22 protein-coding genes are annotated in these 26968 nt (G+C 64.8%); 13 read left to right on the top strand and 9 right to left on the bottom strand.

Features of this window, described 5'->3' with window-relative positions; genetic code table 11:
• Positions 1 to 42 precede the first annotated feature (42 nt).
• The 3 genes from FXB38_RS37095 to FXB38_RS37105 all read left to right on the top strand — a co-directional run bounded on the left by FXB38_RS37095 (position 43) and on the right by FXB38_RS37105 (position 2486).
• On the top strand, positions 43 to 381 hold the full coding sequence (locus FXB38_RS37095) for a hypothetical protein (RefSeq protein WP_430640210.1): 339 nt from the start codon (positions 43 to 45) through the stop codon (positions 379 to 381).
• Positions 382 to 429: 48 nt separating this feature from the next.
• Positions 430 to 690, top strand: coding sequence for a hypothetical protein (locus FXB38_RS37100; RefSeq protein ID WP_187435411.1), 261 nt, complete (start codon positions 430 to 432; stop codon positions 688 to 690).
• Between the two features lie 98 nt (positions 691 to 788).
• Positions 789 to 2486, top strand: a complete 1698-nt coding sequence (locus FXB38_RS37105) for a GMC family oxidoreductase (RefSeq protein ID WP_148755884.1) — start codon at positions 789 to 791, stop codon at positions 2484 to 2486.
• Positions 2487 to 2634: 148 nt separating this feature from the next.
• On the opposite strand, the gene FXB38_RS37110 is transcribed toward FXB38_RS37105, so the two are convergent.
• Together FXB38_RS37110 and FXB38_RS44715 are read right to left on the bottom strand one after the other, a co-directional pair.
• Positions 2635 to 4722, bottom strand: a complete 2088-nt coding sequence (locus tag FXB38_RS37110) for a methyl-accepting chemotaxis protein (RefSeq protein WP_148755885.1) — start codon at positions 4720 to 4722, stop codon at positions 2635 to 2637.
• A gap of 155 nt (positions 4723 to 4877) precedes the next feature.
• Positions 4878 to 5000 carry a hypothetical protein gene (locus tag FXB38_RS44715; protein ID WP_283812804.1) on the bottom strand — a complete coding sequence of 41 codons (123 nt, stop codon included), beginning with the start codon at positions 4998 to 5000 and terminating at the stop codon, positions 4878 to 4880.
• A 244-nt stretch (positions 5001 to 5244) separates the two neighbouring features.
• Here FXB38_RS44715 and FXB38_RS43260 point away from each other — a divergent pair, with 244 nt between their 5' ends.
• The 3 genes from FXB38_RS43260 (at position 5245) to FXB38_RS37130 (ending at position 7906) form a co-directional block, all read left to right on the top strand.
• Positions 5245 to 5415 (top strand): hypothetical protein, encoded by a 171-nt coding sequence (locus tag FXB38_RS43260; RefSeq protein ID WP_187435412.1) that lies wholly within the window; start codon positions 5245 to 5247, stop codon positions 5413 to 5415.
• Between the two features lie 170 nt (positions 5416 to 5585).
• Complete coding sequence (locus tag FXB38_RS37120; protein ID WP_148755887.1) at positions 5586 to 6713, top strand: lactonase family protein; 1128 nt, start codon at positions 5586 to 5588, stop codon at positions 6711 to 6713.
• Positions 6714 to 7015: 302 nt separating this feature from the next.
• Complete coding sequence (locus FXB38_RS37130; protein WP_148755889.1) at positions 7016 to 7906, top strand: efflux RND transporter periplasmic adaptor subunit; 891 nt, start codon at positions 7016 to 7018, stop codon at positions 7904 to 7906.
• Positions 7907 to 8069: 163 nt separating this feature from the next.
• On the opposite strand, the gene FXB38_RS37135 is transcribed toward FXB38_RS37130, so the two are convergent.
• Entirely contained in the window at positions 8070 to 8921 is an 852-nt protein-coding gene (locus tag FXB38_RS37135; RefSeq protein WP_148755890.1) for a caspase family protein, read from the bottom strand.
• Between the two features lie 429 nt (positions 8922 to 9350).
• Between FXB38_RS37135 and FXB38_RS37140 the strand changes: the two genes are divergently transcribed.
• The 4 genes from FXB38_RS37140 to FXB38_RS37155 all read left to right on the top strand — a co-directional run bounded on the left by FXB38_RS37140 (position 9351) and on the right by FXB38_RS37155 (position 15686).
• Positions 9351 to 11078: a hypothetical protein gene (locus tag FXB38_RS37140; protein WP_148755891.1), complete on the top strand. Its 1728-nt coding sequence runs from the start codon at positions 9351 to 9353 to the stop codon at positions 11076 to 11078.
• A gap of 241 nt (positions 11079 to 11319) precedes the next feature.
• The gene (locus FXB38_RS37145) at positions 11320 to 12045 is read left to right on the top strand and encodes a thermonuclease family protein (RefSeq protein WP_148755892.1); all 726 of its coding nucleotides are present in this window, start codon (positions 11320 to 11322) and stop codon (positions 12043 to 12045) included.
• Between the two features lie 106 nt (positions 12046 to 12151).
• On the top strand, positions 12152 to 13339 hold the full coding sequence (locus FXB38_RS37150; RefSeq protein ID WP_148755893.1) for a pyridoxal-phosphate-dependent aminotransferase family protein: 1188 nt from the start codon (positions 12152 to 12154) through the stop codon (positions 13337 to 13339).
• Between the two features lie 241 nt (positions 13340 to 13580).
• Positions 13581 to 15686 carry a S9 family peptidase gene (locus FXB38_RS37155; protein ID WP_148755894.1) on the top strand — a complete coding sequence of 702 codons (2106 nt, stop codon included), beginning with the start codon at positions 13581 to 13583 and terminating at the stop codon, positions 15684 to 15686.
• Between the two features lie 56 nt (positions 15687 to 15742).
• On the opposite strand, the gene FXB38_RS37160 is transcribed toward FXB38_RS37155, so the two are convergent.
• The 6 genes from FXB38_RS37160 to FXB38_RS37185 all read right to left on the bottom strand — a co-directional run bounded on the left by FXB38_RS37160 (position 15743) and on the right by FXB38_RS37185 (position 22157).
• Positions 15743 to 16834 (bottom strand): SMP-30/gluconolactonase/LRE family protein, encoded by a 1092-nt coding sequence (locus tag FXB38_RS37160; RefSeq protein ID WP_148755895.1) that lies wholly within the window; start codon positions 16832 to 16834, stop codon positions 15743 to 15745.
• Between the two features lie 84 nt (positions 16835 to 16918).
• On the bottom strand, positions 16919 to 17638 hold the full coding sequence (locus FXB38_RS37165; protein ID WP_148755896.1) for a ribonuclease activity regulator RraA: 720 nt from the start codon (positions 17636 to 17638) through the stop codon (positions 16919 to 16921).
• 130 nt (positions 17639 to 17768) lie between these two features.
• Entirely contained in the window at positions 17769 to 19505 is a 1737-nt protein-coding gene (araD, locus tag FXB38_RS37170) for an L-arabinonate dehydratase (protein WP_187435413.1), read from the bottom strand.
• Positions 19502 to 20365, bottom strand: coding sequence for an ABC transporter permease (locus tag FXB38_RS37175; RefSeq protein WP_148755897.1), 864 nt, complete (start codon positions 20363 to 20365; stop codon positions 19502 to 19504). The genes araD and FXB38_RS37175 overlap by 4 nt, the downstream gene beginning before the upstream one ends.
• An 11-nt stretch (positions 20366 to 20376) precedes the next feature.
• On the bottom strand, positions 20377 to 21138 hold the full coding sequence (locus FXB38_RS37180; protein ID WP_148755898.1) for an ABC transporter ATP-binding protein: 762 nt from the start codon (positions 21136 to 21138) through the stop codon (positions 20377 to 20379).
• Positions 21138 to 22157: an ABC transporter substrate-binding protein gene (locus FXB38_RS37185; protein ID WP_148755899.1), complete on the bottom strand. Its 1020-nt coding sequence runs from the start codon at positions 22155 to 22157 to the stop codon at positions 21138 to 21140. The genes FXB38_RS37180 and FXB38_RS37185 overlap by 1 nt, the downstream gene beginning before the upstream one ends.
• A gap of 94 nt (positions 22158 to 22251) precedes the next feature.
• Between FXB38_RS37185 and FXB38_RS37190 the strand changes: the two genes are divergently transcribed.
• The 3 genes from FXB38_RS37190 to FXB38_RS37200 form a co-directional block, all read left to right on the top strand.
• On the top strand, positions 22252 to 22956 hold the full coding sequence (locus tag FXB38_RS37190) for a GntR family transcriptional regulator (protein ID WP_148755900.1): 705 nt from the start codon (positions 22252 to 22254) through the stop codon (positions 22954 to 22956).
• 199 nt (positions 22957 to 23155) lie between these two features.
• The gene (locus FXB38_RS37195) at positions 23156 to 23575 is read left to right on the top strand and encodes a response regulator (RefSeq protein ID WP_148755901.1); all 420 of its coding nucleotides are present in this window, start codon (positions 23156 to 23158) and stop codon (positions 23573 to 23575) included.
• On the top strand, positions 23553 to 26968 hold a 3416-nt coding region (locus tag FXB38_RS37200; RefSeq protein WP_148755902.1), incomplete at its 3' end, for a PAS domain S-box protein. The genes FXB38_RS37195 and FXB38_RS37200, both read left to right, overlap by 23 nt.

Genomic DNA, 26968 nt, shown 5'->3' on the forward strand with positions numbered 1-26968 from the left:
GCGCAGATCGAGCGAGGCGACATGGCAATGTTGGTTTTGCGAATGGTTCTTCTTGCTGCGGCGATCGCCCTGATCGGCGCGCCCGCGGACGCGCGCGATGACGGGCGCTACGCGAACTCTCCGCTCAAGGGCTGGTTCGAGAGCTTGCACAGCAGGGGCGGCGGGCCCTGCTGCGCGGACGCCGATGGCACGGCGCTCGACGACGTCGATTGGGATACAAGCAACGGACATTACCGGGTCAGGATCCAGGGTGAGTGGATCCAGGTGCCTGACGACACCGTGATCACCGAGCCGAACCGCATCGGCCGCACCATCGTCCGGCCCTACTACGTCAACGGTCGCGCCTTGATCCGCTGCTTCATGCCGGGAAGCATGACGTGAGGCCGCAAGCCACCTTGCATTCGCGCAACCGTTTCATATCTCATCGGCATGATGAAGCTCACACTCGTCCAGGACCAGGCTATACAGGCACTGACGGCGGGCGCCGTCGGCGCCGAGACGTTCGATCGCCTGTTTGCAGGCATCCGTTTCGACAAGCTCGACGGCACGATGCTCTACGCCTTCGCCAAGGACGAGGAGATCGCGTCCGACATCGAGGACGGCTATTCGATCTATATCGCCACTGTCGCATCGCGTGTGCTGAAGCGACAGGTCGATGTCGTCGTCGTGATGCCGAAGGTTCTGCAATAGACCGCACCGACGTCGCTCACAGACCGGCCGGCGCAGGCGTGACCTCGCGATAAATCCACGCTACCCTCTTGGGACAAGAACAAGAGGAAACGCCAATCGTGTACGACTACATTATCGTGGGCGGCGGCTCGGCGGGGTCCGTGCTGGCCCACCGGCTCTCCGCCAGGAGCGCCAACAAGGTCCTGCTGTGCGAAGCCGGACAGGACACGCCTCCCGGCAGCGAGCCGGCCGAAATCAGGGACAGCTATCCCGGCACCGCCTATTTCGATCCGCGCTTCCACTGGACGGAATTGAAGGTCACGACCCAGGTCGTCAGCCACAACAATCCGAACGAAGCGCGCCCGCCCTTGCGCAAATACGAGCAGGCGCGCGTGCTCGGCGGCGGCTCCTCGATCAACGGTCAGATGGCCAATCGCGGCGCACCGACCGATTACGACGAATGGGACGCGCGGGGGGCCTCGGGCTGGACATGGGCCGACGTGCTGCCGTTCTTCAAGAAGGTCGAGCGCGACCTCGATTTCGATGGACCGTATCACGGCAAGGACGGCCGAATTCCCGTGCGCCGAATTCCGCGCGAGCACTGGACCCGGCATTCCCAGGCATTCGCCGACGCCTTCGAGCAGGCCGGCCATCAATATCTGCCCGACCAGAACGGCGAGTTCGTCGACGGCTATTTCCCGGTGACGCATTCCAACCAGGCCGAGCAACGCGTCTCGGCCGCAATGGGCTATCTCGATCGCGACACCCGCAAGCGTACGAACCTGACGATCTCCACCAACACGCAGGTGAACGAGCTGCTGTTTGAAGGCACGCAATGCGTCGGCGTGAAGGCTGTCGTCGACGGACGCGAGCAGGAATTCCGGGGACGCGAGATCATTCTCTCCAGCGGCGCGATCCATTCGCCGGCGCATCTGTTGCGCGCCGGCATCGGCCCGGTGGGTCACCTCAAGGATATGGGCATTCCGGTCCTGATGGGGCTCGCAGGCGTCGGCCAGCGCCTGATGGATCATCCCTCGATCTCGCTGTCTTCCTTCGTCCGCCGCGGCGCCCGCATGAACGAGCATACCAGGCGACACATGCAGCTCGGCCTGCGTTATTCGTCGGGGCTGCCAGGCGTTCCGAAGGGCGACATGTCCGTGGTCCTGCTCAGCAAGTCGGCCTGGCACGCGGTCGGCGCGCAGATCGGCTCGGCGCTGACCTTCGTCAACAAGACCTATTCCGAGACTGGACAGGTCAAGCTTGCCTCGCGCGATCCTTCCGCCGAGCCGATCGTCGAGTTCAATCTGCTGTCCGACCGACGCGACCTCGAGCGCCTGATGAGTGGCTTCCGCAAGATGGCGGCCATTCAGATGAGCGACGCCGTGAAGGCGGTGACCGACAAGCCGTTTCCGGCCGCCTATACCGACAAGGTCCGCAAGATCGGCGTGGTCAACACCAGGAACAGGATTTTGACCGGGATCGCCGCGACCCTGATGGATGGACCCGCGGCGCTGCGCCACTATCTGATCGACAATTTCGTGGTCGAAGGCTTTACCTTCGATGACGTGATCAACGACGACGAGGCGCTCGAAGCCTTCGTGCGCAAGGCCACCATCGGCGTCTGGCACGCCTCCTGCTCATGCCGCATGGGACGGGCCGACGATCCCATGGCGGTGGTCGATGCCCAAGGCCGGGTCAAAGGGATCCAGGGCCTGCGCGTTGTCGACGCCTCGATCTTCCCGGTGGTGCCGTGCGCCAACACCAATTTTCCGGTGCTGATGTCGGCGGAGAAGATCGCAGCCGCGATGATGCAGTGATGGGCTGGGCTCTCGTGTCCCGGATGCAGCGCGCCGTGCAACGGTGCGTTGCTGAACCGGACCCAGAATGCCTCGGCATGGGCCCCGGCTCTGCAGCGCATCACTTCGTGCTGCGCAGCGTCCGGGGCACGAAACCGGAGCGTAGACTTTACGCCGCCCGGAGATCGCCGACGAAGCGGTCGACGTCGCGCTTGAGATCGTCCGACAGGCGCGCCAGCATCTTGGCCGAATCCAGCACTTCGCCTGCGGCGGCACCGGTCTGCCCGGCGGCTTGCGACACGCCGGAGATGTGACGCGAGACCTCGTTGGTGCCCTGCGAGGCCTGCTGCACATTGCGGGCGATCTCGCGCGTTGCGGCGCCCTGCTCCTCGACGGCGGCCGCGATCTCGTTGACGCGCTGGATGGTGGTGCCGATCGACTGGATCGCGGTCACCGACGACTTGGTCGCGCCCTGGATCGCGGCGACCTGACCCGTGATCTCCTCGGTCGCCTTCGCGGTCTGCGTGGCGAGGTTCTTCACCTCGGATGCGACCACCGCAAAGCCACGGCCGGCGTCGCCCGCGCGCGCCGCCTCGATGGTGGCGTTGAGCGCAAGCAGGTTGGTCTGCTCGGCAATGCCGGTGATCAGCGCGACGACGTCGCCGATGCGCTGGGCGGCATCGGCCAGCGCCTGCACCTCGGTATTGGTGCGATCGGCTTCGCTGGCGGCGGCACCGGCAATGCTGGAGGATTCCGCGACCTGACGGCTGATCTCGCCGATCGAGGCCGACAGTTCTTCCGTCGCAGCCGCGACCGTCTGAACGTTGGAGGAGGCATCGCCCGACAGGCTCGCGACCGAGGCCGCCTGGGACGAGCCCTGCTCGGCGGTCGACGACATCGACTGCGCGGTGGCGTTGAGCTCGCCGGAGGCAGAGGCCAGCGTGTGCAGCGATTCCGTGACGGTCTTCTCGAACTGCTCGATCAGGCCGTCGACCGCAAGCTGGCGCCGCTCTTTCCGGCCCTGCTCCGTCGATTGCTCCTGGGCGAGGCGATCGCCGGCGATCATGTTCTCCCTGAACACCGACACCGCACGCGACATTTCTCCGATCTCGTCGCCGCGCTCGATGCCCGCGAGCGCGATCGCATAGTCACGCTCGGCAAGCGAGCGCATCGCCTGCGTCAGCGTGCGGATTGGCGCGCTGACGCGGCGGTTCACCAGGATGAAGCCGAAAGCCGTAATGGCGAGCGCAACCAGCATCATCCCGCCATTGAGCGCGAGGCTCCATGTCGCCGATGTCATCTGTTGACGGGCGCGGGCGACCATTTCGGCAAGCGCGGCCTGGCCGGCCTCGACGCTATAGTTGAGAATCGCGGTATTGAGCTTGGACAGATCCTCGACCTTGATGTCGATGGTCTGGTTGTTGCTCAGCGCCTTGATGAAGCCCTGCTGGCGCTCGGTCATGGCGGCAGCCTCGCCCTGCTTCGAGCGCGCGATCACGTCGGTGAGGCTTGCCGGCGCGTCAGGGCGCGCGGCGACTTCCAGCACCTGGCTCCAGGCCTGCTTGGAGCGGCCGGTATCCTCGGCAGCGCCGACCATGTCGGCGGCACTCCAGGGCTTGCCGGCCGCAGCCGCAGCTTCAAGACGGATTGCGACGGAGCCACCGTTTGCACGCGCCGACCAGGCCGACTGCTTGATTCCCAGGAGATGATCGACCACGGGATCGGTGAGCTTGAGCGCGTTCTCGAGCTCGGCCGTCAGCGCCAGAATGGCATCGAGATAATCTTGCGCGGCTTTGCGGAACTCGTCGCCGACCCTGGCGTCACGCGTGGCCTTCGGCTGATGGATGGCGCCTTCCGCCTTGGTTCGCAACGGCACGAGTGCGTCGTGGATCGCGACCAGCTTGCTCGTGGCGGCGGCCAGGCGAGAATCGCTCACACCCGTGAGACGCTCGAGCACGTTCTTGTAGGCCGTTTCCGACAATCCCCGGTTGGTGGCGATGCGGTCATCGGCATTGGCATTGGCCGGGGCGTCCGCGACCAGACCCGACAGGAACGTTCCGCGCTCGAGCCGGAAGCCGAGCAGGGTCGCGAACAGCTGCTGGTCGGTGCTGGCGAAGCGCTCGACCTTCTGCGCCGCGCTGTTGCGCGCGATGGCGCCAAGCAGCCCGGTCGAGAGCTGCCCGACCAGGAACAGGCCGAGGACGCCGATGATGGCGCCGAGAACCGAACGAATGGAGGGATTGCCGAACAATGCCATGGGGAGCGCCGGGTCTCTGAATCTGAAAAAGATGCAGAAAAATACCGGCATGCTCCTAAGATTTGGTTCACCAGATGCGCCTACCCCGCTGGCCAGGCGCGAGCCAGGCTCAATTTACCCCTGTTGGAGGCGGCGACCTCAGGTCCCGTAAAAGTTCACATTCGTCGCTTTGCGGCGTGCACTTCGACGAGCTCGGCGTCCGGATGCGTGACGATGGTGGTGAACATGATGCCGCTGATGATAAGCGACCAGGCGGTGTCCCAATAAATCCAAAACACGTGCCAGCCTCCGTTTCGGTGTCCTCCACCGGCGAGACCGGGGTAACGGCGGGGCGCGGCCGCCGTTCCCACGCGATCATGCGGCGGGGATGCCTGCGACTTGAGCAGGCGAAGCGCAACCTCTCCTGAGTTTGTCAGCGAGACCTTGCGATCGGTTTAACCGGTGTGGCGCTTTGCCACGACATCGCCATACCGAAGGCCCCTGTGAACGAGTTCATAGGGTCGTCGCCGTTTGCAGTGCACGATGGCCGAACCTTCGACGGACGGATTTGGCCTGATGCGCAAGCAACTCGTCGCCTGGACCATCCTGACCTCGGCCTTGGTGGCCGTTGCCGTGTGGACCGTGCTCGGGCCACCCGACCATCCGGCCGGCCCGCATCTGCCCTCACGCGACCTGACGGCGTCGGTGCGGTAGACACGAACCAGCATCCCACGTCGCTCGAAAACGCCTTGTCTCTCGAAAGCGCCTTGCAACCGATACCATTTCGGCATCGATCAATCCCAATTGGAATTTGGTGCAACGGAACCCCAGCCGCTATCCTCTGCCGCAAAACGACAAGCCATACCGGCTCAGGAGGACGGCCCATGATCAAACCGACACGCCCCGCATCCCGCGCGGCGATCGCCACCACGCTCTTCACCGCTCTTGTCAGCGCTCTTGCCCTCGTTTCCGGAGTCCGTGCCGGCATGGCCGAAACCTTCGCCTATGTCGGCAATGCCGACAGCAACGACATCAGCGTGTTCAAGATCGCCGAGAACGGCGAGATGACGCCGGTGCAGACGGCCGCCTTCACCGGCGTCGAAAAGCCGGGATCCTCGACCCCGCTCGCGATCACGCCCGACCACCGCGTGCTGATCGCCGGCGTCCGCTCGCAGCCCTTCCTCGCGGAGAGCTTTGCGATCGATCCCAAGACGGGCCTCCTCAGCCATATCGGCAACGGGCCGCTCGCCGACAGCATGGCCAACATTGCCACCGACCGCGGCGGCAAGGTGCTGTTCAGCGCCTCCTATGGCGGCAACAAGGTCGCGCTAAATCCGCTTCAAGCCAACGGCGTCGTCGGCGAGCCGAAGCAGGTGATCCCGACCGGGCTGAACGCACACGCCTTGCTGCCCTCGCCCGACAACCGTTTTGTGTTCGCGACCAATCTCGGCTCCGATCAGGTGTTGAGCTTTGCGTTCGATGCCGCCGCGGGCACGCTGACGCCGAGCGATCCGCCGGCGATCAAGACGCCGGAGAAATCCGGGCCGCGGCACTTCGTGTTTCATCCCAACGGCAAGTACGTCTATCTCATCCACGAGCTGAACGGCGACGTCGCAGCATACAGCTATGAGGCCAGGAGCGGCGCGTGGAGCGAGATCCAGCGCACGACTGCGTTGCCTGAGGGCTTCAACGGAAAACCCTGGGCCGCCGACATCCATATCACCCCGGACGGCCGCTTCCTCTACGCCTCCGAGCGCACCACCAACACGCTCACCGCCTACAAGGTCGATGCCGCCAGCGGCAAGCTGACCACGATCGGCAGCGTGCCGACCGAGAAGCAGCCGCGCGGCTTCAACATCGATCCGACCGGCCGCTACCTCGCCGCGGTCGGCGAGCTGTCCGACGGCATGACGGTCTACGCCATCGACCAGACCAGCGGCGCGCTCGGCAAGCTGAAATCCTACGCCACCGGCAAGAAGCCGAACTGGGTGGAGTTTTTGGCGCTGAAGTGAGGTGGCGCTGCCCCTCCTCTCCTAGAGGTAGCTTCTACAAGAGGCCGTCATGCCCGGGCTTGTCCCGGGCATCCACGTTCTTCGTTCCACGTGGCCAAGACGTGGATGGCCGGGACAAGCCCGGCCATGACGAGTCCGGGATGCGCGACCACCGGCGAACTTCTTTGCTTTCGCAGCGACTAAATCAACAGGCGGCTCCCCGCCGCCTGCGCTGCGGCATTTCTCATTCGGTCAGCCCATGGCCCGCCGCAATCGCTTCTGCTATCGATTGAAGCCTTCTTGGCGGCCAACTGGAATGACCGATGCGTTCATTGCCTGCGCGTTCCTTTTCCCGGACCTTCGCTGCCCTCGCCGGACTGGCGCTGGTCTCCGCCCAGCCCGTGCTCGCTGCCGATGACGACGCGCCCAAGGGGCCGGCGGTCACGGTGCTGAAGGCGGCAAAGTCCTGCTTCTCCGACATCGTCGAGGCCACCGGCTCGATCATCGCGCGCGAGGAGACCTCGGTGCGGCCCGAGCGTCCCGGGCTCAAGGTGACCGAGGTGCTGGCCGAAGCCGGCGAGACCACGACGGCCGGCCAGGTGCTGGCACGGCTGGCGCTGCCCGAAGGCGGCACGCTGCAGGTCACCGCCCCGGTCGCCGGCGTCATCGCCACCTCGACCGCGCAGATCGGCAATCCCGCCTCGGCGAAGGGCGAGGCGCTGTTCACCATCGTGGCGCGCAGCGAATATGATCTCGTCGGCCTGGTTGCGACCAACGATGTCAGGAAGCTCGCGGTCAATCAGCCGACCACCGTGCGCATTGCCGGCGCCGGCGATATCGAGGGCAAGGTGCGCCGCATCGGACCGACCGTCGAGCCGAACATCCAGCAGGGCATGGTTTATATCGGCATCTCTTCGCAAAAGCGGCTGCTGCTCAATGCGAGCGGCCGCGCGCTGATCAAGACCGGGCAGAGCTGCAACGTCGCGGTGCCGCTGACGTCGGTGCAATATTCATCCGCCGGCACCGTGGTGCAGGTGATCCGCCGCAATCGCGTCGAGACCAAGCGCGTCGAGACCGGCTTGATGTCGGGCGGCAATATCGAGGTCCGCGACGGCCTCGCCGAAGGCGATATCGTCGTCGCCCGTGCCGGCGCGCTGCTGCGCGAAGGCGATCCCGTGCGCCCGGTGATGGCGAGCGCGGACGCGGCGAAGTAGAGATGCTCGTATCCCGGACGCGCTGCAGCGTGCAGCGCTGCTGCGCAGAGCCGGGACCCACAATGCTGCTCAGCCTGGGGCCCAAAACTGGGCCCCGGCTCAGCGTCGCATCACTGCATGATGCGCCGCGTCCGGGGCACGAGACATTGCCGAATGAGGAGAACTAACCGCCGGCTTCGTTGAACTGCACGTCCTCGAGCAGCGAGGACGAGACCGTCGGGACCTGGTCGCCTTCGGAGGCGCGGGAGATGGCGACGCGGGTCTTGTTGAAGACGCTTTCGGCGCTGCTACCTTGCGCATTGAGATTGTTGAGGAGCTCGCTGACCAGCGTGCTGTGCTCGCCCTTGCCGTCGTCGACGACCTTGCCGGGCGAGGCCGAGGAGAGGATCAGCGCATTGTCGGGCGTGCCGATCGGCGCGAGGCCATGCGAATAGGAGCGGAAGCGGCGCTCATAGGGATTGCGGCGGGACGCATCGACGACGACGAGCTTGGCCTTGGCGCCCTGCTCCTTCATCATGTTGAGCACGCCCTCGATCGAGACGCCCTGGCGGCGGACGTCGCTTTCCTTCCAGATCACGGCATCGACCGGCAGCATGTAGCTCTCGCGGCCGGCCTGCACGCCGTAGCCGCCGAAGAACAGCATGACGACGGTGTCGTGCCTGATGCGGGACTTGAGGCGGTTGACGGCGCGGACCATGTCGTCCTTGCTCGCGTCCTCCACCATGTCGACGTCAAAACCGTTCTTGCGCAGCGACGAGGACAGCGCGCGCGCGTCGTTGATCGACTGCGTCAGCGGCGCGGTCGCGTCGGGATAATGACCATTGCCGATGACGAGCGCGAGACGCGAGGTCTGGCCCAGCGAGCCCGTGACCTGGTCGGTCGAGACGGCCTTGGCGGCATCGAGCGAACGCATGTTCAGCGCAGCATGAGCGCCGATCGCCAGCGACACCGTGCCGATAAGGGCCGCGGCCACCGCAATCGTGCGTCGGGAAATGTCGAGCTGCCTTACATTCATCTCGGTTCATTCCTGTCAGTGCCAAAGACCGTCCATGCGCGCGCACACGGATTGAGTAGCGCGATAGCGTCTTTAGGTTTGAGGGATTGGCCGGGGGAGTGCCCCCGAATTGCGCGCAATTTGCGGCGCCGCACCAAACAAACCCTTAACCGGATATCACCGGCCCGGCAATAGATCGCCCAAAATTTGATATAAGCCATTGAATATATTGGTTAATTACCCAACTCAGATTTCTCCATTTTTGGCTCCCCGTAGCCTTCCGGGGATTGATTATGCAGCTCCCGTGCCGGGCTTTTCCGTGACGTCAGTCACATTTGTATTTCCCGCGAATCCGGGTAGCTTTTCAAATCCGGGTAGCTTTTCAAAAGACTTGTGGGGGACGGGTCATCGACCTGGCTCCCGTGAAAGTCCCCCGCGACCAGGTATTTCATGAGCTTTCATTATTTTGCAGGTGCCGCGTGCCGGGTGCTGACGGCGCGGAAAGACGGCCCCTCCCTTTATGACGTCTGCGATCCCGTCTTGTCGGGCCAAGCCAGCGGCGATCCGCATCTGGCGAAATTTTACAAGACCGCGCTCGGCAACCCGGCGCTGCGGGTGCTGCTGCGCCGCGCCGGCCTGAGCGATCTGCGTGACGAGGCCAAGCTGACCCGGCTGCGCGAGGCTTTGGCCCGCGCCCGCGACGATGCCGAACCCGACTGGGCGGCGGTCGGCCAGCCCATCGCCGATCTCGTCGACACCATCGCGCTCGACCATCCAAAACCGCCGCCGGTCAATTTCGTCGGCGCGATGCCGGCACAATCGCAGATCGACGGCGTGATCCGCGACTGCGCGCAGCATCTGCTCGGCTCGTACCGCAACAACGGTTTCCTGCCGACCTATGCCGCCTTCAACCTGATCGGCGATCCCGATTTTCGCGGCCGCGAGCTGATCATGGCGCTCAGCGGGCTGAACGCGCGTGGCTACAAGAATTCATCGCTGCTGTTCAACCTCGCCCGAGTCTTCATCGCGCGCTCGCCCGCGCGCGCCGTGGTCAATCCACCCTGGCGAGGAATCGCCGAGCCGATGTGGGAGCCGGTGCAGATCCGCCACCGCTCGGCCTATTACGATGCGTTCTTCATCGAGGCGCTGCTCGGCTATGTCGAAACGGGGCTCGCCTCGCCGGCCGACAAGACTGCAGCCGAGCGCGCCATCGCCGACATGGTCGATTTCTGCGTCAACATCAGCCGCGAGCAGGTCGAGGGCAGCGGCGGCCAGCGCTTCAACGTCATCACGGCGCTGGCACCGGCGCCGCATCCGCGCTTTTCGCGCTATTTCGCCCAGATCAAGCAGGACCTTGGCTTCGGCGTCTATGTGCCGGATTGCGACACCACGGCGTGCTCGATTTCCGCGGCGACGCAGGCCGGCTGCACCGATCCGATCATCGACCAGCCACTGCTGGATTTCTACGCGGGCTATCAGGTGCATGCCGGTGTCAACGAGCCGCGCGTGACGGTGCCGCTCAACGACAATATCGACTACGAAGGCGGCGTTGCGACCTGGATCGACAACCTCAAGGGCGAGCGTCCTTACGGCAACGATCTCGATCCGACGCTCAATCTCGACATTCTCGAGGTGAGCTTTCGCAACCTGGCGCGCTGGAGGATTCTGGAGACACCGGCGCGGCTCGCGACCGTGCATCGCATCATCGGCTTCCAGAAGCGGCTGGCGGCGAGCGGTGCCTTCGCCAATCCACGCTCGCACATCTATTATCTGCCGGAGCTCTACAGCGCCTATTTCGGCCGCTGCTATGCGGCCTTCCTGGCGCTGCCGCTGGCAGCCCAGGCTGCGATCGATCCCGACGGCGATTTCGATTTCATCCGCCATCGCGTGCTTTCCTACGTCAAGGGCGAGCTGATAGCGGCCGAGATGAACGTGTTCGACGCGGCGCTGGCGCTGATCGCGCTCGGCCATCTCGGCGCCGACCCGCGCGCGTTCGCGCCGGCTCTGAACGTGATCGTCAATGCCATCGGCGAAGGCGGCCGCCGCGGCCCGTTCCGCGCCTATGAATGGAACAAGATGAAGACCCCGACGCGGATTTTGGTCGGCGGCCCGGAGGTGACGTCGGCGTTTGTGTTGATGGGGCTGGCGGTGGCGAGGCGGCGAATGGTGCGGGGATGAGGCCTCAGGACCCGGGACCCGATCTTGTAGGGTGGGCAAAGACGCGCCCTTCGCGCGCCGTGCCCACCATTTCTGTGCGGTGCCGGACATGGTGGGCACGCTTCGCTTTGCCCACCCTACGAGACCATCGACCAATGACGGGAAGTTGAAAGCCTAACCGTTAGGCATGTGCTGGCCGGGCGGCCCAAAGCCGACCACAATTGCGGGGCTTATCGAGATTTTCCCGAACCTTCGGACCGGCATGTTGCGAAAAGTCCTGATTGCGCTGTCTCTGCTCGCTGTGCCGTCGCTGGCGCAGGCGGCTGACGTCACCGGCACCGCCAAGGTCCGTGATGGCGATTCCGTCCTGATCGGCAGCACGCGGGTCCGGCTTGGCGGCATCGACGCGCCGTCGGCCGACCAGCTTTGCCTCAACAACAAATCCGAGCGCTGGACTTGCGGCGCGGCAGCGCGCGACGAGCTCGCCAAATACACCGAGGGCAAGAACTGGGTCTGCCATGCCCGCTCGATCGACCGGCGCGGCCGCACCGTGGCGCGCTGCGAGGTCGGCGGCGAGGACATCCAGAAATGGCTGGTGCGCAGCGGCTGGGCGCTGTCCTACGCCCGCGTCTCCCACGATTACGACGCGGACGAGGCTGCCGCACGTGAGGCAAAAGCCGGGATGTGGCAGGGCGCCTTCATCGCCCCCTGGGACTGGCGCGTGCGCAACAAGAAGACGACGATTTTGGGCGCCACCAAGCCGCCCGAAGGCGCCCATGCGGTGCTGCTCGCCTCGGCCTCGGGGCCGGTCGCGCCCTCGCCGGACTGCACCATCAAGGGCAACGTCAACACCGCCGGCGAGTGCATCTATCACACCCCGAACAGCCGCTGGTACACCCAGATCAAGATGAAGATCAGCAAGGGCACACGCTGGTTCTGCTCGGTCGAGGAGGCCGAGGCCGCCGGCTGCCGCGAGACGAAGCGATAACCCACCTCAGACCTGCATTTTACGTGCTTTTCTCAGGCTGCGCCGCCGCGTAGAAGAGTGAATCAGCGACCCACCAGACAGTCTTCACGACACAAGGAAGATAGCAATGACCGTTCGCGCGGGCCGGGAATTTCTGGCCATCCCCGGGCCCACCACGATGCCCGACGCGGTGCTGCAGGCGATGCATCGTCCGGCGATCGACATCTACTCCAGGGAGATGCTCGACCTGACTGAAAGCCTGCTCCGCGACATCTCGAATCTGTTCGCGACCAAGGGCAAGTCCTACATCTACATCGCCAACGGCCACGGCGCCTGGGAAGCCGCGCTGAGCAACGTGCTGTCGCGCGGCGACAAGGTGCTGGTGCTGGAGAGCGGACGGTTTGCGATCGGCTGGGGCAATGCGGCAGCGCTGATGGGCGCCGAGGTCGAGGTGCTCAAGGGCGACTGGCGCCGTGCGGTGCGGCCACACGAAGTCGAGGAGCGGCTGCGCCGCGACACCGAGCACAAGATCAAGGCCGTCGTCGTCGTCCAGATCGATACGGCCTCAGGCGTGCAGAACGACATCGAGGCGATCGGCAAGGCGATCAAGGCGGCCGGCCATCCCGCGCTGTACATGGTCGACACCGTCGCCTCGCTCGGCTGCATGCCGTTCGAGATGGACAAATGGGGCGTCGACGTCGCGATGTCCGGCTCGCAGAAGGGCCTGATGACGCCGCCCGGCCTCGGCTTCGTCTCCGCGAACGCGCGTGCGCTGGAAGCCCACAAGAAGGCGAACATGGCAACGCCCTATTGGAGCTGGAGCGAGCGCGAGGGCACCGAGAACTATCGCAAATATGCCGGCACCGCGCCGGTGCATCTGTTGTTCGCGCTGCGCCAGGCGATCGACCTTATTCACGAGGAAGGCCTGGAGAACGCGTTCCGCCGCCACGCCCTGCTCGGCGAAGCCGCGCGGCGGGCGGTCGGCGCATGGACTGAGGGCCAGGTGCTCGGCTTCAACGTCGCCGAACCGCATGAGCGCTCCAACACCGTGACCACGGTGACCATGACCACCGGCCACGATCCCGCGGTGCTGCAGCGCTATTGCAAGGAGAAGTGCGGCGTCGTGCTCGGCACCGGCATCGGCGATCTCTCGGGACAAGCTTTCCGCATCGCCCATATGGGCCATGTTAACGCGCCGATGCTGCTCGGCACGCTCGGGGTCATCGAGGTCGGCCTCAACGCGCTGAAGATCCCGCACGGCAAAGGCGGGCTCGAGGCGGCGGTGGCGTATCTCGGCGAGCAGGTGGCGGTGTAGCTTCTTCGCCTCTCCCCGCGTGCGGGGAGAGGCCGGAATGGGCGCGCTTCCGCGCGCATTCCGGGTGAGGGGGACTCTCCGCGAACTCAACTCTCACCTCCCTCGCGGAGACTCCCCCTCACCCCACCCTCTCCCCGCAAGCGGGGCGAGGGAGCCGACCGCCGGTGCAAGCGGCCTTCTTTAAATCCCCCACATTCGATCTGATATAGAGGCCAGACACGCCCCTATATCGAGGATCGATTTGCCCAACACCAGCAAAACCAGCGCAGCTCCGGTCGCCCCGCGCCGGCCGCATTCCTTCACCCGTCACGGCATCACCGTGACCGACGACTATGCCTGGCTGAAGGACGCAAAATGGCAGGAGGTGCTGCGCGAGCCCAAAGTGCTCGATCCCGACATCCGCAAATATCTGGATGAAGAGAACGGCTACACCGAGAGCCTGCTCGGCCACACCGCGAGCTTGCAAAAGACGCTGGTGCGCGAGATGCGCGCCCGCATCAAGGAAGACGATTCCAGCGTGCCGTCGCCGGACGGACCGTTCGCGTATTTCCGCAAATTCCGCGAGGGCGGCCAGCACGAGCTGTTCGGCCGCATGCCGCGCGAGGGCGGCGAGGGCGATATCGTGCTCGACGGCGATGCGCTGGCAAAAGACCACAAATACTTCAAGTTCGGCGGCAGCCGCCACTCGGACGATCACAAGCTGCAGGCCTGGAGCGCCGACACCAAAGGCTCGGAATATTTTACGATCCGCGTCCGCGACTGGGCTACGGCCAAGGACCTCGACGACGTCATCGAGGAGACCGACGGCGGCGTCGTCTGGAGCAAGGACGCGAAGTCCTTCTTCTATGTGAAGCTCGACGACAATCACCGCCCGATGCAGGTGTGGCGGCACAGGCTCGGCACCAGGCAGGCGGACGACACGCTGGTCTATGAGGAACAGGATTCCGGCTGGTTCACCCATCTGCATGAGAGCACCAGCGGCCGCTTCTGCGTGATCGCCGGTGGCGACCACGAGACGAGCGAGCAGCGGCTGATCGATCTCACCCATCCAGAAGCGCCGCCGCGCCTTGTCGCAGTGCGCCAAGAGGGCGTGCAATATTCGCTGGCCGATCGCGGCGACGAGCTCTTCATCCTCACCAATGTCGACGACGCCATCGACTTCAAGATCGTCACGGCACCGCTCGCCTCGCCCGAGCGGAACAACTGGCGCGACCTGATCCCCTATCGTCCCGGCATCTACATCATCGATCTCGATCTCTATGCCGGCCATCTGGTGCGGCTGGAGCGCGCCAACGCGCTGCCCGCGATCGTGATCCGCGACCTCAAGACGACGGAGGAGCACGCCATCGCGTTCGACGAGGCCGCCTATTCGCTCGACACGATGGGCTCCTACGAATTCGACACGACAAATTTGCGCTTTGCCTATTCGTCGATGACGACGCCGTCGGAGGTCTACGACTACGACATGGCCAAGCGCACGCGCACCTTGCGCAAGCGCCAGGAGATTCCGTCCGGGCACGTTGCGAGCGACTACGTCACCACCCGCATCATGGCAAGGGCGCAGGACGGCGCCGAGGTGCCGGTCTCGATACTCTATCGCCGCGGGCTCAAGCTCGACGGCGCGGCGCCGCTGCTGCTCTATGGCTACGGCTCCTACGGCATGGCGATGCCGGCCTCGTTCAGCGCCAACCGGCTGTCGCTGGCCGACCGCGGTTTCGTCTACGCCATCGCCCATATCCGCGGCGGCGCCGACAAGGGCTGGGGCTGGTATCTCGACGGCAAGCGCGAGAAGAAGACCAATTCGTTCGATGATTTCGCCGCCAGCGCCCGCGCGCTGATCGACGCGAAATATACCAGCGCCAAGCATATCGTCGGCCATGGCGGCTCGGCCGGCGGCATGCTGATGGGCGCGGTCGCCAACCGTGCCGGCGAACTATTCGCGGGCATCGTCGCCGAAGTGCCGTTCGTCGACGTGCTCAACACAATGCTCGACGACACGCTGCCGCTGACGCCGCCCGAATGGCCGGAATGGGGCAACCCGATCGAGAGCGAAACGGATTTTCGCACCATCCTGTCCTACTCGCCCTACGACAACGTCGCGGCAAAAGACTATCCGGCGATCCTGGCGATGGGCGGCTTGACCGATCCGCGTGTCACCTACTGGGAGCCCGCCAAATGGATCGCCCGCCTGCGCGCGACCATGACCGGCGGCGGTCCGGTCCTGCTCCGCACCAACATGGGCGCCGGCCATGGCGGCGCCTCGGGACGCTTTGACCGGCTCGATGAAGTCGCGATCGTGTATGCGTTCGCGCTGTGGGCCGCGGGAATGGCGGAGGCGGAGGGCTGACCTCTCCCTCTCCCCGTTCTTACGGGGAGAGGCGAAGGGCACCGTCGCTTCGTGCCTCACACCGCTCCATGCGCCTCCACATAAAGCGCGTAGATCGAGTGGCAGCTCGCCATGTAGAGGCGGTTGTTCTTCGGCCCGCCGAAGCACAGATTTTCGCAGCGCTCGGGCAACTTGATGAAGGCGAGCGGCTTGCCCTCGGAGCTGAACACCATGACGCCATCGAGATCCTCCGACTTGCCCTTGAGCTGGTAGACCTTGCGGCCACCGACGTCGCTCGGCTCGGACTGCAGTGCGCCGTTGGAGCCCCAGCCGCACCAGAGATTGCCGTCGCGGTCGACGCGAAAACCGTCGAGCGAGCCCTGGTCGGCGGCGTCGATCAGCTTGGTCTTGCCGCTGAGGCTACCGTCGTCGCCGACATTGTAGCTCCAGATGCTGCGATTGGGCGTACCCTTCCACTCGACGACATAGAGTTTCTTCTCATCCGGCGAGAAGGCGATGCCGTTCGGATTGACGAGGTCGGTGAGCACGGCGGTGAGCTTGCCGTCCCTGGCGATGCGGTAGACGTTGGTGGTGGCCTGCTCCGGCTTCTCCTTCTTGCCCTCCCACTCGCCGGCAATGCCGAAGATCGGATCGGTGAACCAGATGCTGTCGTCGGACTTCACCACGATGTCGTTCGGCGCGTTCAGCCGCTTGCCCTCGAACTTGTCGGCGAGCACTGTGATCTTGCCGTCCTTCTCGGTGCGGGTGATACGGCGCGTGACGGAGTGCTCACAGGTGACAAGCCGGCCCTGCCGGTCGCGCGTATTGCCGTTGGCGTAATTGGCGTTGGCGCGGAACACGCTGGTCTGCCCGGTCTTCTCGTCGAACTTCATGATCCGGTTGTTGGGAATGTCGGAGAACAGGAGATAACCGCCTTCCGGGAAATAAACCGGACCTTCGGCCCAGCGCAGGCCAGTCGCGACCTGCTCGAGCGTCGAGGAATAGAGCCGGTATTTTGCAAAACTCGGGTCGAGGATCTGGACGGCAGGGTCCGGATAGCGCTGAGCGGGCGTGAACGGAAACGATTGCGCACCGGCCGCGCGGGCCAGCAGCGTCGAAGCCGCCGCCGCGCCGGCGCCGGACAAGAGATTGCGTCGCGTGAAAGTCATAAGAGTTCTCCCTGCTTGATAAAAGGCCGGCACTTGATGTGGCCGGCCTGTTTCTTGACGTGATCGGTTTTGGCGCGAACGGCCTTACCGGCTGTTCTTCTTCCGCCATTCCGCGAAGTCGGTGAGCGTCTGCGGATCGGTCGCGGGATAAAGGCCGAAAATGCCGCGGCCCTTGCCGACCTCCTCGGTGACGAAATCCTCGAACGCCGTCATCTCGAAGGTTTCATTGGCGATCTCATCGGCGAGATGCGCGGGGATGACGATGACGCCGTCGGCATCGCCGAGGACGACGTCGCCGGGAAACACCGGCGCATCGCCGCAGCCGATGGGAACGTTGATCTCGATCGCCTGATGCAGAGTCAAATTGGTCGGCGCGGAGGGGCGATGATGGTAGGCGGGAATGCCGAGCTTGGCGATCTCGGCGGAATCACGAAAACCGCCGTCGGTGACGACACCGGAGACGCCACGCTTCATCAATCGCGTCACCAGGATCGCGCCGGCGGAAGCCGCGCGCGCGTCCTTGCGGCTGTCCATCACCAGCACGCTGCCTGCCGGGCAATCCTCGACCGCCTTGCGCTGCGGATGGGAGTGATCCCTGAAGACGTCGATGGTGTTGAGATCCTCGCGCGCCGGCATGTAGCGCAGCGTGAAGGCCTCGCCGACCATGGTCGGCTGGTCGCGGCCTAAGGGATGCACATCCTGGATCATCTGGATGCGCAGGCCGCGCTTGAACAACGCAGTGGCGACAGTGGCGGTGGAGACGGTCTTGAGCTTGTTGCGGGTGGCTTCGCTAAGTTTGGGCATGATGTGCTCTCTCTGATCGTCATTCCGGGGCGCGCCACTTGGCGCGAGCCCGGAATCCATTTGGCCTCACATGTTGCGGCTCAATGGATTCCGGGGCTCATCGCTTCGCGATGCCCCGGAATGACGGGGGTTAGTAAATCGACGGCTCGCCGACCGGCGCGCCGAAATCAGTCTCGAGGAAGTCGAAGTCGCAGCCGTCGTTGGCTTGCTTGATGTGCTTGGTGAACATCCAGCCGTAGCCGCGCTCGAAGCGGCGCTCGGGCTGCTTCCAGGCGGCGCGGCGCTTGTCGAGCTCGGCCTCGGGCACATCGAGATTGATGGTGCGCGCGGCGACGTCGAGCGTGATACGATCGCCGTTCTGCACCAGCGCCAGCGGGCCGCCGATGTAGGCCTCCGGTGAAACGTGCAGGATGCAGGCGCCATAGCTGGTGCCGCTCATGCGCGCATCCGAGATGCGCACCATGTCGCGCACGCCCTGCTTCACGAGTTTTGTCGGGATCGGCAGCATGCCCCATTCCGGCATTCCCGGTCCGCCCTGCGGGCCCGCATTGCGTAAGATGAGGATGTGATCCTCGGTGACATCCAGATTGGGATCGTCGATCGCCTTCTTCATCGACGGATAGTCGTCGAACACCAGCGCGGGACCCGTGTGCTTGAGGAAGCGCGGCGCGCAGGCAGAGGGCTTGATGACGCAGCCGTCGGGCGCGAGATTGCCCTTGAGCACGGCGAGCGCGCCTTCCTTGTAGATGGGATTGTCCACGCTGCGAATGACATCGGCACTATGCACCTCGGCGCCGTCGATGTTCTCGCCAAGCGTCTTGCCGCTCACCGTGATGCAGTCGAGATGCAGATGGTCCTTGATCTGGCCCATCAGTGCCGGCAGGCCGCCGGCATAGAAGAAATCTTCCATCAGATAGGCATCTCCGCTCGGGCGGACGTTGGCGATGACGGGCACCTTGCGGCTCGCGATCTCGAAATCGTCGAGGCCGATGTCCTGGCCGGCGCGGCGGGCCTGTGCGATCAGATGGATGATCGCGTTGGTCGAGCAACCCATCGCCATCGCGACCGCGATTGCGTTCTCGAAGGCCTTGCGGGTCTGGATCGTCTTCGGCGTCAGATCCTCCCACACCATCTCGACGATGCGGCGGCCGCATTCAGAGGCCATGCGGATGTGGTTGGCATCCGCGGCGGGAATCGAGGAGGCGCCGGGCAGCGTCATGCCAATGGCTTCGGCAATCGCGGTCATGGTCGAGGCCGTGCCCATGGTCATGCAGGTGCCGTAGCTCCGCGCAATGCCGGCTTCGATGTCGAGCCAGTCCTTGTCGGAAATCTTGCCGGCGCGCCGCTCGTCCCAGTATTTCCAGCCGTCCGAGCCGGAGCCGAGCGTCTTGCCCTTCCAGTTGCCGCGGAGCATCGGGCCTGCCGGCAGATAGATCGCCGGAATGTTCATCGAGGTCGCACCCAAGAGCAGCGCCGGCGTGGTCTTGTCGCAGCCGCCCATCAGCACCACGCCGTCAACCGGATGGCTGCGCAACAGCTCCTCGGCTTCCATCGCCAGGAGATTACGATAGAGCATGGTGGTCGGCTTCAGCAGCGACTCCGACAGCGACAGCGCCGGCAATTCCACCGGCAGGCCGCCGGCCATCAGGATGCCGCGCTTGACGTCGTCGACGCGCGACTTGAAGTGCATGTGGCAGGGCTGCGCGTCCGACCAGGTGTTGATGATCGCGATGCACGGCCGGTCCTTCCACTCCTCCGGGGCGTAGCCCATCTGCATGGCGCGGGAGCGGTGGCCGAACGAGCGGAGATCATCGGGCGCGAACCAGCGCGCGCTGCGGAGCTGGTCGGGTGCTTTCTTCTTGGTCATGATTGGGTGCCCCATTTCTGGACGGTGTTCCGCTCGATGGCGCGGAAGATCAGGTTCTCGACAAAGAGCCCGATGATAATCACCGTCAAGAGGCCCGCGAACACTGCGGGTATGTCGAGCAGGTTGCGGTTCTCGAAGATAAACCAGCCGAGCCCGCCCTGGCCCGAGGACACTCCGAACACCAGCTCGGCGGCGATGAGCGTGCGCCAGGCAAAGGCCCAGCCGATCTTCAGACCCGTGAGGATCGAGCCGAAGGCCGCGGGAATCAGGATCTTTGCGACATAGGGCAGCCCGCGCAGGCCGTAATTGCGGCCGACCATGCGCAGCGTGTTGGACACGCTCTTGAAGCCGGAATGGGTGTTGAGCGCGACCGGCCACAGCACCGAATGGATCAGCACGAAGACGAGACTGCCATTGCCGAGGCCGAACCAGATCAGCGCCAACGGCAGCAGCGCGATCGCCGGCAACGGGTTGAACATCGCCGTCACCGTTTCCAGGAAGTCGGTGCCGATGCGGGTCGAGATCGCGAGCACGGTGAAGATCGCAGCCAGCGCGATGCCGGCCGAATAGCCCATGAACAGCACCTTCAGCGAGGTCCAGGCCCGCATTGGAATAGTGCCGTCCTTCACGCGGTCGGACAGCGTCGCGATGGTGTCGTGCAGCGTGGGAAACAGCAGGGGGTTGTCGAGGTAAACACCATAAGCTTCCCAGATCGCGGCCAGAAACAGGATGATGACGGCCTTGCGAACAAAGCCGTCGTTCCACAGCAGCTCGGCCACACTCAGCTTGCGCTCGACCTCACCCGTGCCACTGACGGCAGCGACCGGCGCATGACGCAGCAAAATCTTCACTTCGCCCATGAGCGGCTCCCCTAGTGCGCGGTGGCTTCTCCGGCGAACAGGAGATCGTGAATCTCCTTTTCGAGCCGGCCGGCGCTGCCGTCGTCATTGCCGACCTTGTCGACGTCGACCACCTCGGCCTTGACACGGCCGGGATGCGGCGACAGCAGCAGGATGCGGTTGCCGATGCGGATCGCTTCCGCGATCGAATGCGTCACGAACAGCACGGTGAACCTGGTTTCGCTCCAGAGCTGAAGCAGCTCGTCCTGGCAGGTCCGGCGCGTCAGTGCGTCGAGCGCTGCGAAAGGCTCGTCCATCAGCAGGATGTCCGGCTCCATCGCCATGCCGCGCGCGATCGCGACGCGCTGCTTCATGCCGCCGGAGAGCGTGTGCGGATAGGCGTCGACCACGCGGGTGAGGCCGACCTTCTCGATATAGGCCCGCGCCCGCGCTTCAGCGTCCTTGCGCGACAGCTTTCGCGCGGTCAGCAGCGGGAACATCACATTGGCGAGAACGCTCTTCCAGGGCAGGAGCTGGTCGAATTCCTGAAAGATCATCATGCGGTCGGCGCCGGGGCCGCGGATCTCGCGATCGCCGATCGTCATGCGGCCCTCGCTCGGTGACATGTAGCCGCCGACGGCCTTGAGCAGGGTCGACTTGCCGCAGCCGGACGGTCCGAGCAGCACGAAGCGGTCGGACTTGTCGACGGTGAAGCTCACCCTCTCCGTGGCGGTGACGACGGCGCTGGAGGTCTTGTAGCGCAGCGTCACCCCACTGACGTCGAGCAGTGCCATCAGTTGCCCTTCAGGTCGTGCGCGACGGGGAGATAGTAATCGGTCCAGGCCTTGGGCTGGGTCCTCAGCGTGCCGGTCTTGTAGAGGTGGGCCGCGAACTTCATCGTGCCCTGCGGCTCGAGATTCCATTCCATCATGCCGGGTTCTTTCAGGAGATCGAGCAGCTCCTCCACCGAGGTCTTGTCGCCGGTGATCTCCTTGTAGATCTCGACCGCCTGCTTGGTATCGCTGCGGATCAGGTCCTGCGCTTCCTTGGTCGCGTCGCGCACGGCCTGGATGATTTTTGGATTGGCGTCGGCGAATTTGGTGGTGGTGAAGAACTGCGCCTGGCTGAGCGGCCCGCCCATCACGTCAGGCGAGTTCAGCACGATATGCGCGCCCGGCACGTTCTTCAGCTCGAGGAACGTGAAAGGCGGGATCGAGAAATGGGTGTGCACCTCGTGCTTGGGATTCGACAGCGCCGCATAAGCATCGGGATGGCCAAGCTGCACGGTATTGGCATCGAGCTTCGACCATTGGTCGGCGCCGAAGGCCTCTGCCGCCGCAATCTGAAGCACGATCGCCTGCGTCGAAACTTTCACGGTCGGCACCGCGATCTTGTCGCTCGGGCCAAAATCCTTGATCGACTTGATGTTGGCGTCACGGCTGATCAGCGTCATCGGCTGCGCCGAGGTCGCGACGATGCCCTTCACGCCGCCGCGAGTGCGATCCCACAGCAGCAGCAGATTGCCGGTGCCGGTGTTGAGAATGTCGACGCCACCTGCGAGCAGCGCATCGGTCTGCGCGCCGCCGCCGGAGAAGGTCACCCATTTGGTGGTGACGCCGGGCACGCCGAGCAAAGCCGCGTGCTTCTCGATCAGCTTCTGCTTCTCCATGATGTGGCTCGGCATGTAGAAAATGCCAGGCTGCCGCGACAGGGAGATCTCGGATTTCTGCTGCGCCTGCGCGGGCGAGGTCGACAGGACTGCCGCGGCGATCAGGGCGATGACTGCACTGCCACGCTGGAATTGCTTGATCATTGTTGTTCGTTTCCTCCGGCCGGCATTGACGCGCAACCGGGTTGATGCACTAATGCATTAGTGCATCAAAGGCAAGTCCGCCGGAGCCGCAGCCATGGAATCAGCCCATCCCGTGCCGCGCGCGGCCGCCCGGCTCGACCGAGCCCGGCAGGCCGCGCCGCAGGTGTTCGAGCGGCTGCGCAATGCGATCATTGCGCTGGAATTGCCGCCCGGCGCGCCGCTGTCGCGTGCAGAGCTGGCCGGCCAGTTTGGCGTCAGCTCAACGCCGGTGCGCGACGCGCTGATGCGGCTCGAGGAAGAAGGCCTGGTCGACGTATTTCCGCAGCACGCGACCGTCGTCAGCCAGATCGACGTCGACCGCGCGCAACAGGCGCATTTCCTGCGCCAGGCGCTGGAGCTGGAGATCGTCCGGCTCCTTGCCGACAAACCTGATCCTGCCCTGATCATTCGGCTGGATCACGCCATTGCGTTGCAACAGCAATTCGCGAAGGCCGGCGACTTCGAGGCCTTCATTGCCGGCGATAATGATTTCCACGCCCAGCTCTATGCCGCCGCCCGGAAGCAGGACCTTTGGATGCTGGTGCGAAGCCGCAGCGGACATATTGACCGGCTGCGCCGGCTGCATCTGCCCTCGCCCGGCAAGGCCCAGAACATCGTACGCCACCACAAGCTAATCACGCGTGCAATCGAGGCGAAAGATGCCCAGGCTGCGCAGCAGAATCTGCGCAAGCATCTATCAGGCACGCTGAGCGAGCTGGATAGGATCCGCGAGCGCTATCCCGAATATCTCTCCGACTAGGCGGGCACCGAGGACCAGGCGGGCACCGGGTCATTTGCACGCAGACATGCATATGACTTGCACTCAACCCCCGGCGATCACACGTCGCAATGGGCGCGAAGCGCTTGCAGGCCAGGCACGATCCGCGCAACAGTCCCGTATTTGATGCTTTGATTTGGGTCGCAGGGAACTTCCCCCGCCCGATCCGGAGGTTTTTGACGTGGCCAACATCCTGATCGTGGATGACGACCCGGCCGTCCAGCTTACGATACGCCTGCTGTTGGAGCGGGCTGGTCATCACGTGACGGTCGCCGGCGACGGCCGCAAGGGGCTCGTCCTGTTCGAGGGCGGCCAGTTCGACCTGCTGTTCCTCGACATCTTCATGCCCGGCATGGACGGGCTGGAGACGATGCGTCACGTGCGGGCGCTCCAGCCTGCTATACCGATCATCGTGATTTCCGGCCGCTCGATCACGCCGGACGCCTATGCGGAGCCCGACTTCCTGAAGATGGCGATCAAGCTCGGCGCGGTCGCCAGCCTGCAGAAGCCGTTCCGGGCGGATGTGCTGCTGACGATGGCCGACCGTTGCCTGAAGTCGGGCGAGCCGGCGGGGCCCAATGTCAGCACCAGCCGCCAATGACAAGGGCCTTCGTTCCGTTCCAGGCCCGAACAGGCGCGGCCATGCGGGAAGCGGAGCGAATATTCCCATGAGGCTCGCAACGCGGCTCACGATCGCGATGATCCTGCTGGTGGCGGTGACCGTGGCCGCAGTGGGGTGGCTGGGCTATCGCAACACGACCCAAGCCGTCATTCCGCGGGTCCTGGAACGCGTCGAAGCCCAGTCACGCCTCCTGGCGACCAATCTTGAATCCTACGTTGCCGGAGCCCGCGGCGATCTCCTCGGCTATCGCTCCGCCGCAGCCATCAATGGCCTGATCCGCGCCCATATCGCAGGCGGCATCGACACTCTCGACGGCGTTTCCGAGCAAACCTGGCGCGAGCGCATCGCGGCGCGCCTCGCGGCCGAGATCGACGCCAAGCCCAGCTATGGGCAGTTTCGAATTATCGGCCTTGATGACGATCAGCGCGAGCTGGTCCGCGTCGATCGCTCCGGCCCGAACGGAACGGCGCGGATCGTCCCCAATAGCGAACTGGAGCGCAAGACCGAGCGAACCTATTTTCAGGACACAATGCGACTGGCGCCGGGCGAGGTCTATGTTTCTCCGGTCGATCTCGCCAGCCGCCACGGGGGAACCGCGGACCTTCACATTCCGACGTTGCGGGTCGCGACGCCGCTGTTCACGCCGGACGGCAAGCCGTTCGGCATCATCATCGCCAATATCGACATGCGCCGGGCACTGGACAGTGTCCGCGCGACCACGAGCACAGGGGGAGAAATCTACGTCGTAAGCTGGCGCGGCGATTATCTCGTCCACCCCGATCGTGCGCGGGAATTCGGCTCAATGCGCGGCCATCCCACCGACTGGCGCCAAGACTTTCCATTTTTTGCCACGCTGGCCGGCAAGCTCGACGGATCCACCCATCTGACGACCGACGAGTCGGGCCGGCCGAGCGGCGCGGCGATCGCGCCAGCACTGCTTGCAGGCAAGGAATGGATCGCGGTGGTCGAAACGATCCCCCCGCCCGTGTTCGGCCGGGTGCCGGCGGCCATTCAAAAGACCTCCTTGCTCGTCGGCGTACTTGCCGTGCTCGCCGCGGCTGCGCTCGCGGTGCTCCTGGCGCGCTCCTTGACGCGCCCGATCGGGCGTCTCACCGAAGCTGTGGAGGCCATCGGCAGCGGACGGCCAGCAGACATCCCCGTCGATGCCGGCGGCGAGACGGGCGTGCTGGCGCGGGCCTTTGCCCAGATGGTCGAAGAGACCCGGGTGAAAACCGCCGCGCTCGAACGCGAGATCGAGGAGCATCGCCGCACCGAGGCTGCGCGAATCCATCATGAAGCGCGTGAGCGCCTGTTCAGTGCCGCGGTCGAGTCATCCGACGATGCGATCGTGATGCAATCGCTCGACGCCGTCATCACCGGCTGGAATCCTGCCGCCGAACGTCTCTACTTCTATTCGGCGGACGAGGCGATCGGGAAGTCCACCTCGATCATCGTCCCGACCGACCGCCGCGAGCAGGGCAAGGATATTTTGCAGCGTATCGCCCGGGGCGAGCCGATCGAGCGCTTCGAGACGGTGCGCCTGCGCAAGGACGGCACGCCGGTCGAGATCTCGCTCAGCCTGTCGCCGATCAGAGGGCCGTTGGGCGAGATCATGGGTGCCTCCGGGTCCGCGCGCAGCCTGACCGAAGCGCGGCGCGCGGAGCGGGCGCTACAGCAGCAACTGGAGGAGCGGCGGCAGCTTTTTGACACCTCGCAGGATCTGATCATGATCATGAACTCGCGGGGCCACATCGCGCAGATCAGCCCGAGCTGTGAGACCGTGCTCGGCTACAAGCCCGACGAGATGATCGGCCGAAGCGGCGTCGATTTCATCCATCCCGGCCATCTCGACCAATCCCGCGAGGAGATGCGCGCACTCCGGCGCGGCGGACATCCGACGCTCGCCGACACGCGGTGCATTCACAAGGACGGCCACGAGGTCTGGCTGTCCTGGCTCGGCAATTGGTCGGATCAGGCCAAGCGTTTCTTCTTCGTCGGGCGCGACATGACCGAGGCGAGGCACGCCGCCGAATCCTTGCGTGACAGCGAGCAGCTTGCGCGCAACATCGTCGAGACCGCGCTCGACGCCTTCGTCCAGACCGACGATCGCAGCACCATCCAGAACTGGAGCTCGCGGGCCGAGGAGCTGTTCGGCTGGCGGCGCGACGAGGCGCTGGGCAAGAACGCGGTCGACCTGATCGTTGCGGAAAGCGAGCGCGAGAGGGTCAAGGCCGGCCTCGCCCGCTTCCTCGAATCCGCGGATGGCCAGACCCTCAACCGCCGCCGCGAGCTCATGGTCCGACGCCGCGACGGCAAGGAGTTCAAGGCGGAGCTGAGCGTCACGGCGCTGCGGCGCCGCGAGGGCGTCTTGTTCAACGTGTTTTACCGCGACCTCACCGACAAGATCGCCTCCGAGGAGCGTATTCGCCATGCCGAGAAGATGGAGGCGGTCGGCCAGCTCACCGGCGGCGTGGCGCACGATTTCAACAATATCCTCACCGTGATCACCGGGACGATCGAGATCCTGGCCGATGCCGTGGCCAAGGATCCGGGGCTCGCCGCGATCACGAAGATGATCGACGAGGCCGCCGGCCGCGGCGCCGAGCTGACCCAGCATCTGCTGGCCTTCGCGCGCAAGCAGCCGCTGCAGCCGCGCGAGATCGACATCAATTCGCTGATCATCGACACCGCAAAGCTGCTGCGGCCGACACTGGGCGAGCAGATCCAGATCGAATCCGTGTTCGAGGACGAGAGCTGCGTCGCCGTGGTCGACCCGAACCAGCTCACCACGGCGATCCTCAACCTCGCGCTCAACGCGCGCGACGCGATGCCCGGCGGCGGCAAGCTGATCGTGGAGACGGGCGCCGCCTATCTCGACGAGGTCTATGCCAGCGTCAACGACGTCAGGCCCGGGCACTACGTGCTGATCGCGGTGAGCGACACCGGCACCGGCATTCCTTCCCATATGCTGGCGCGCGTGTTCGACCCCTTCTTCACCTCGAAGGGCCCGGGTAAGGGCACCGGGCTCGGGCTCTCCATGGTCTACGGCTTCATCAAGCAGTCTGCGGGCCACATCAAGATCTACAGCGAAGAAGGCCACGGCACCACGATCAAGATGTATCTGCCGCCGGGCAAGACACCGACGCCGGTCGCCGATGGCGTGATGCCAGCCTCAAGCGAGGGCGGTCACGAGACTATCCTCGTCGTCGAGGACGACCGGCTGGTGCGTGACTACGTGCTGGCCCAGCTGCATTCGCTCGGCTACGTCACCCTGCAGGCCGCCAATGCCGCGGAGGCGCTCACCATCGTCGCGAGCGGCAAGCCGTTCGACCTGCTGTTCACCGACGTGATCATGCCCGGCAAGATGAACGG

The sequence above is a fragment of the Bradyrhizobium cytisi genome (genome assembly GCF_008123515.1).
Classification (GTDB): domain Bacteria; phylum Pseudomonadota; class Alphaproteobacteria; order Rhizobiales; family Xanthobacteraceae; genus Bradyrhizobium; species Bradyrhizobium cytisi.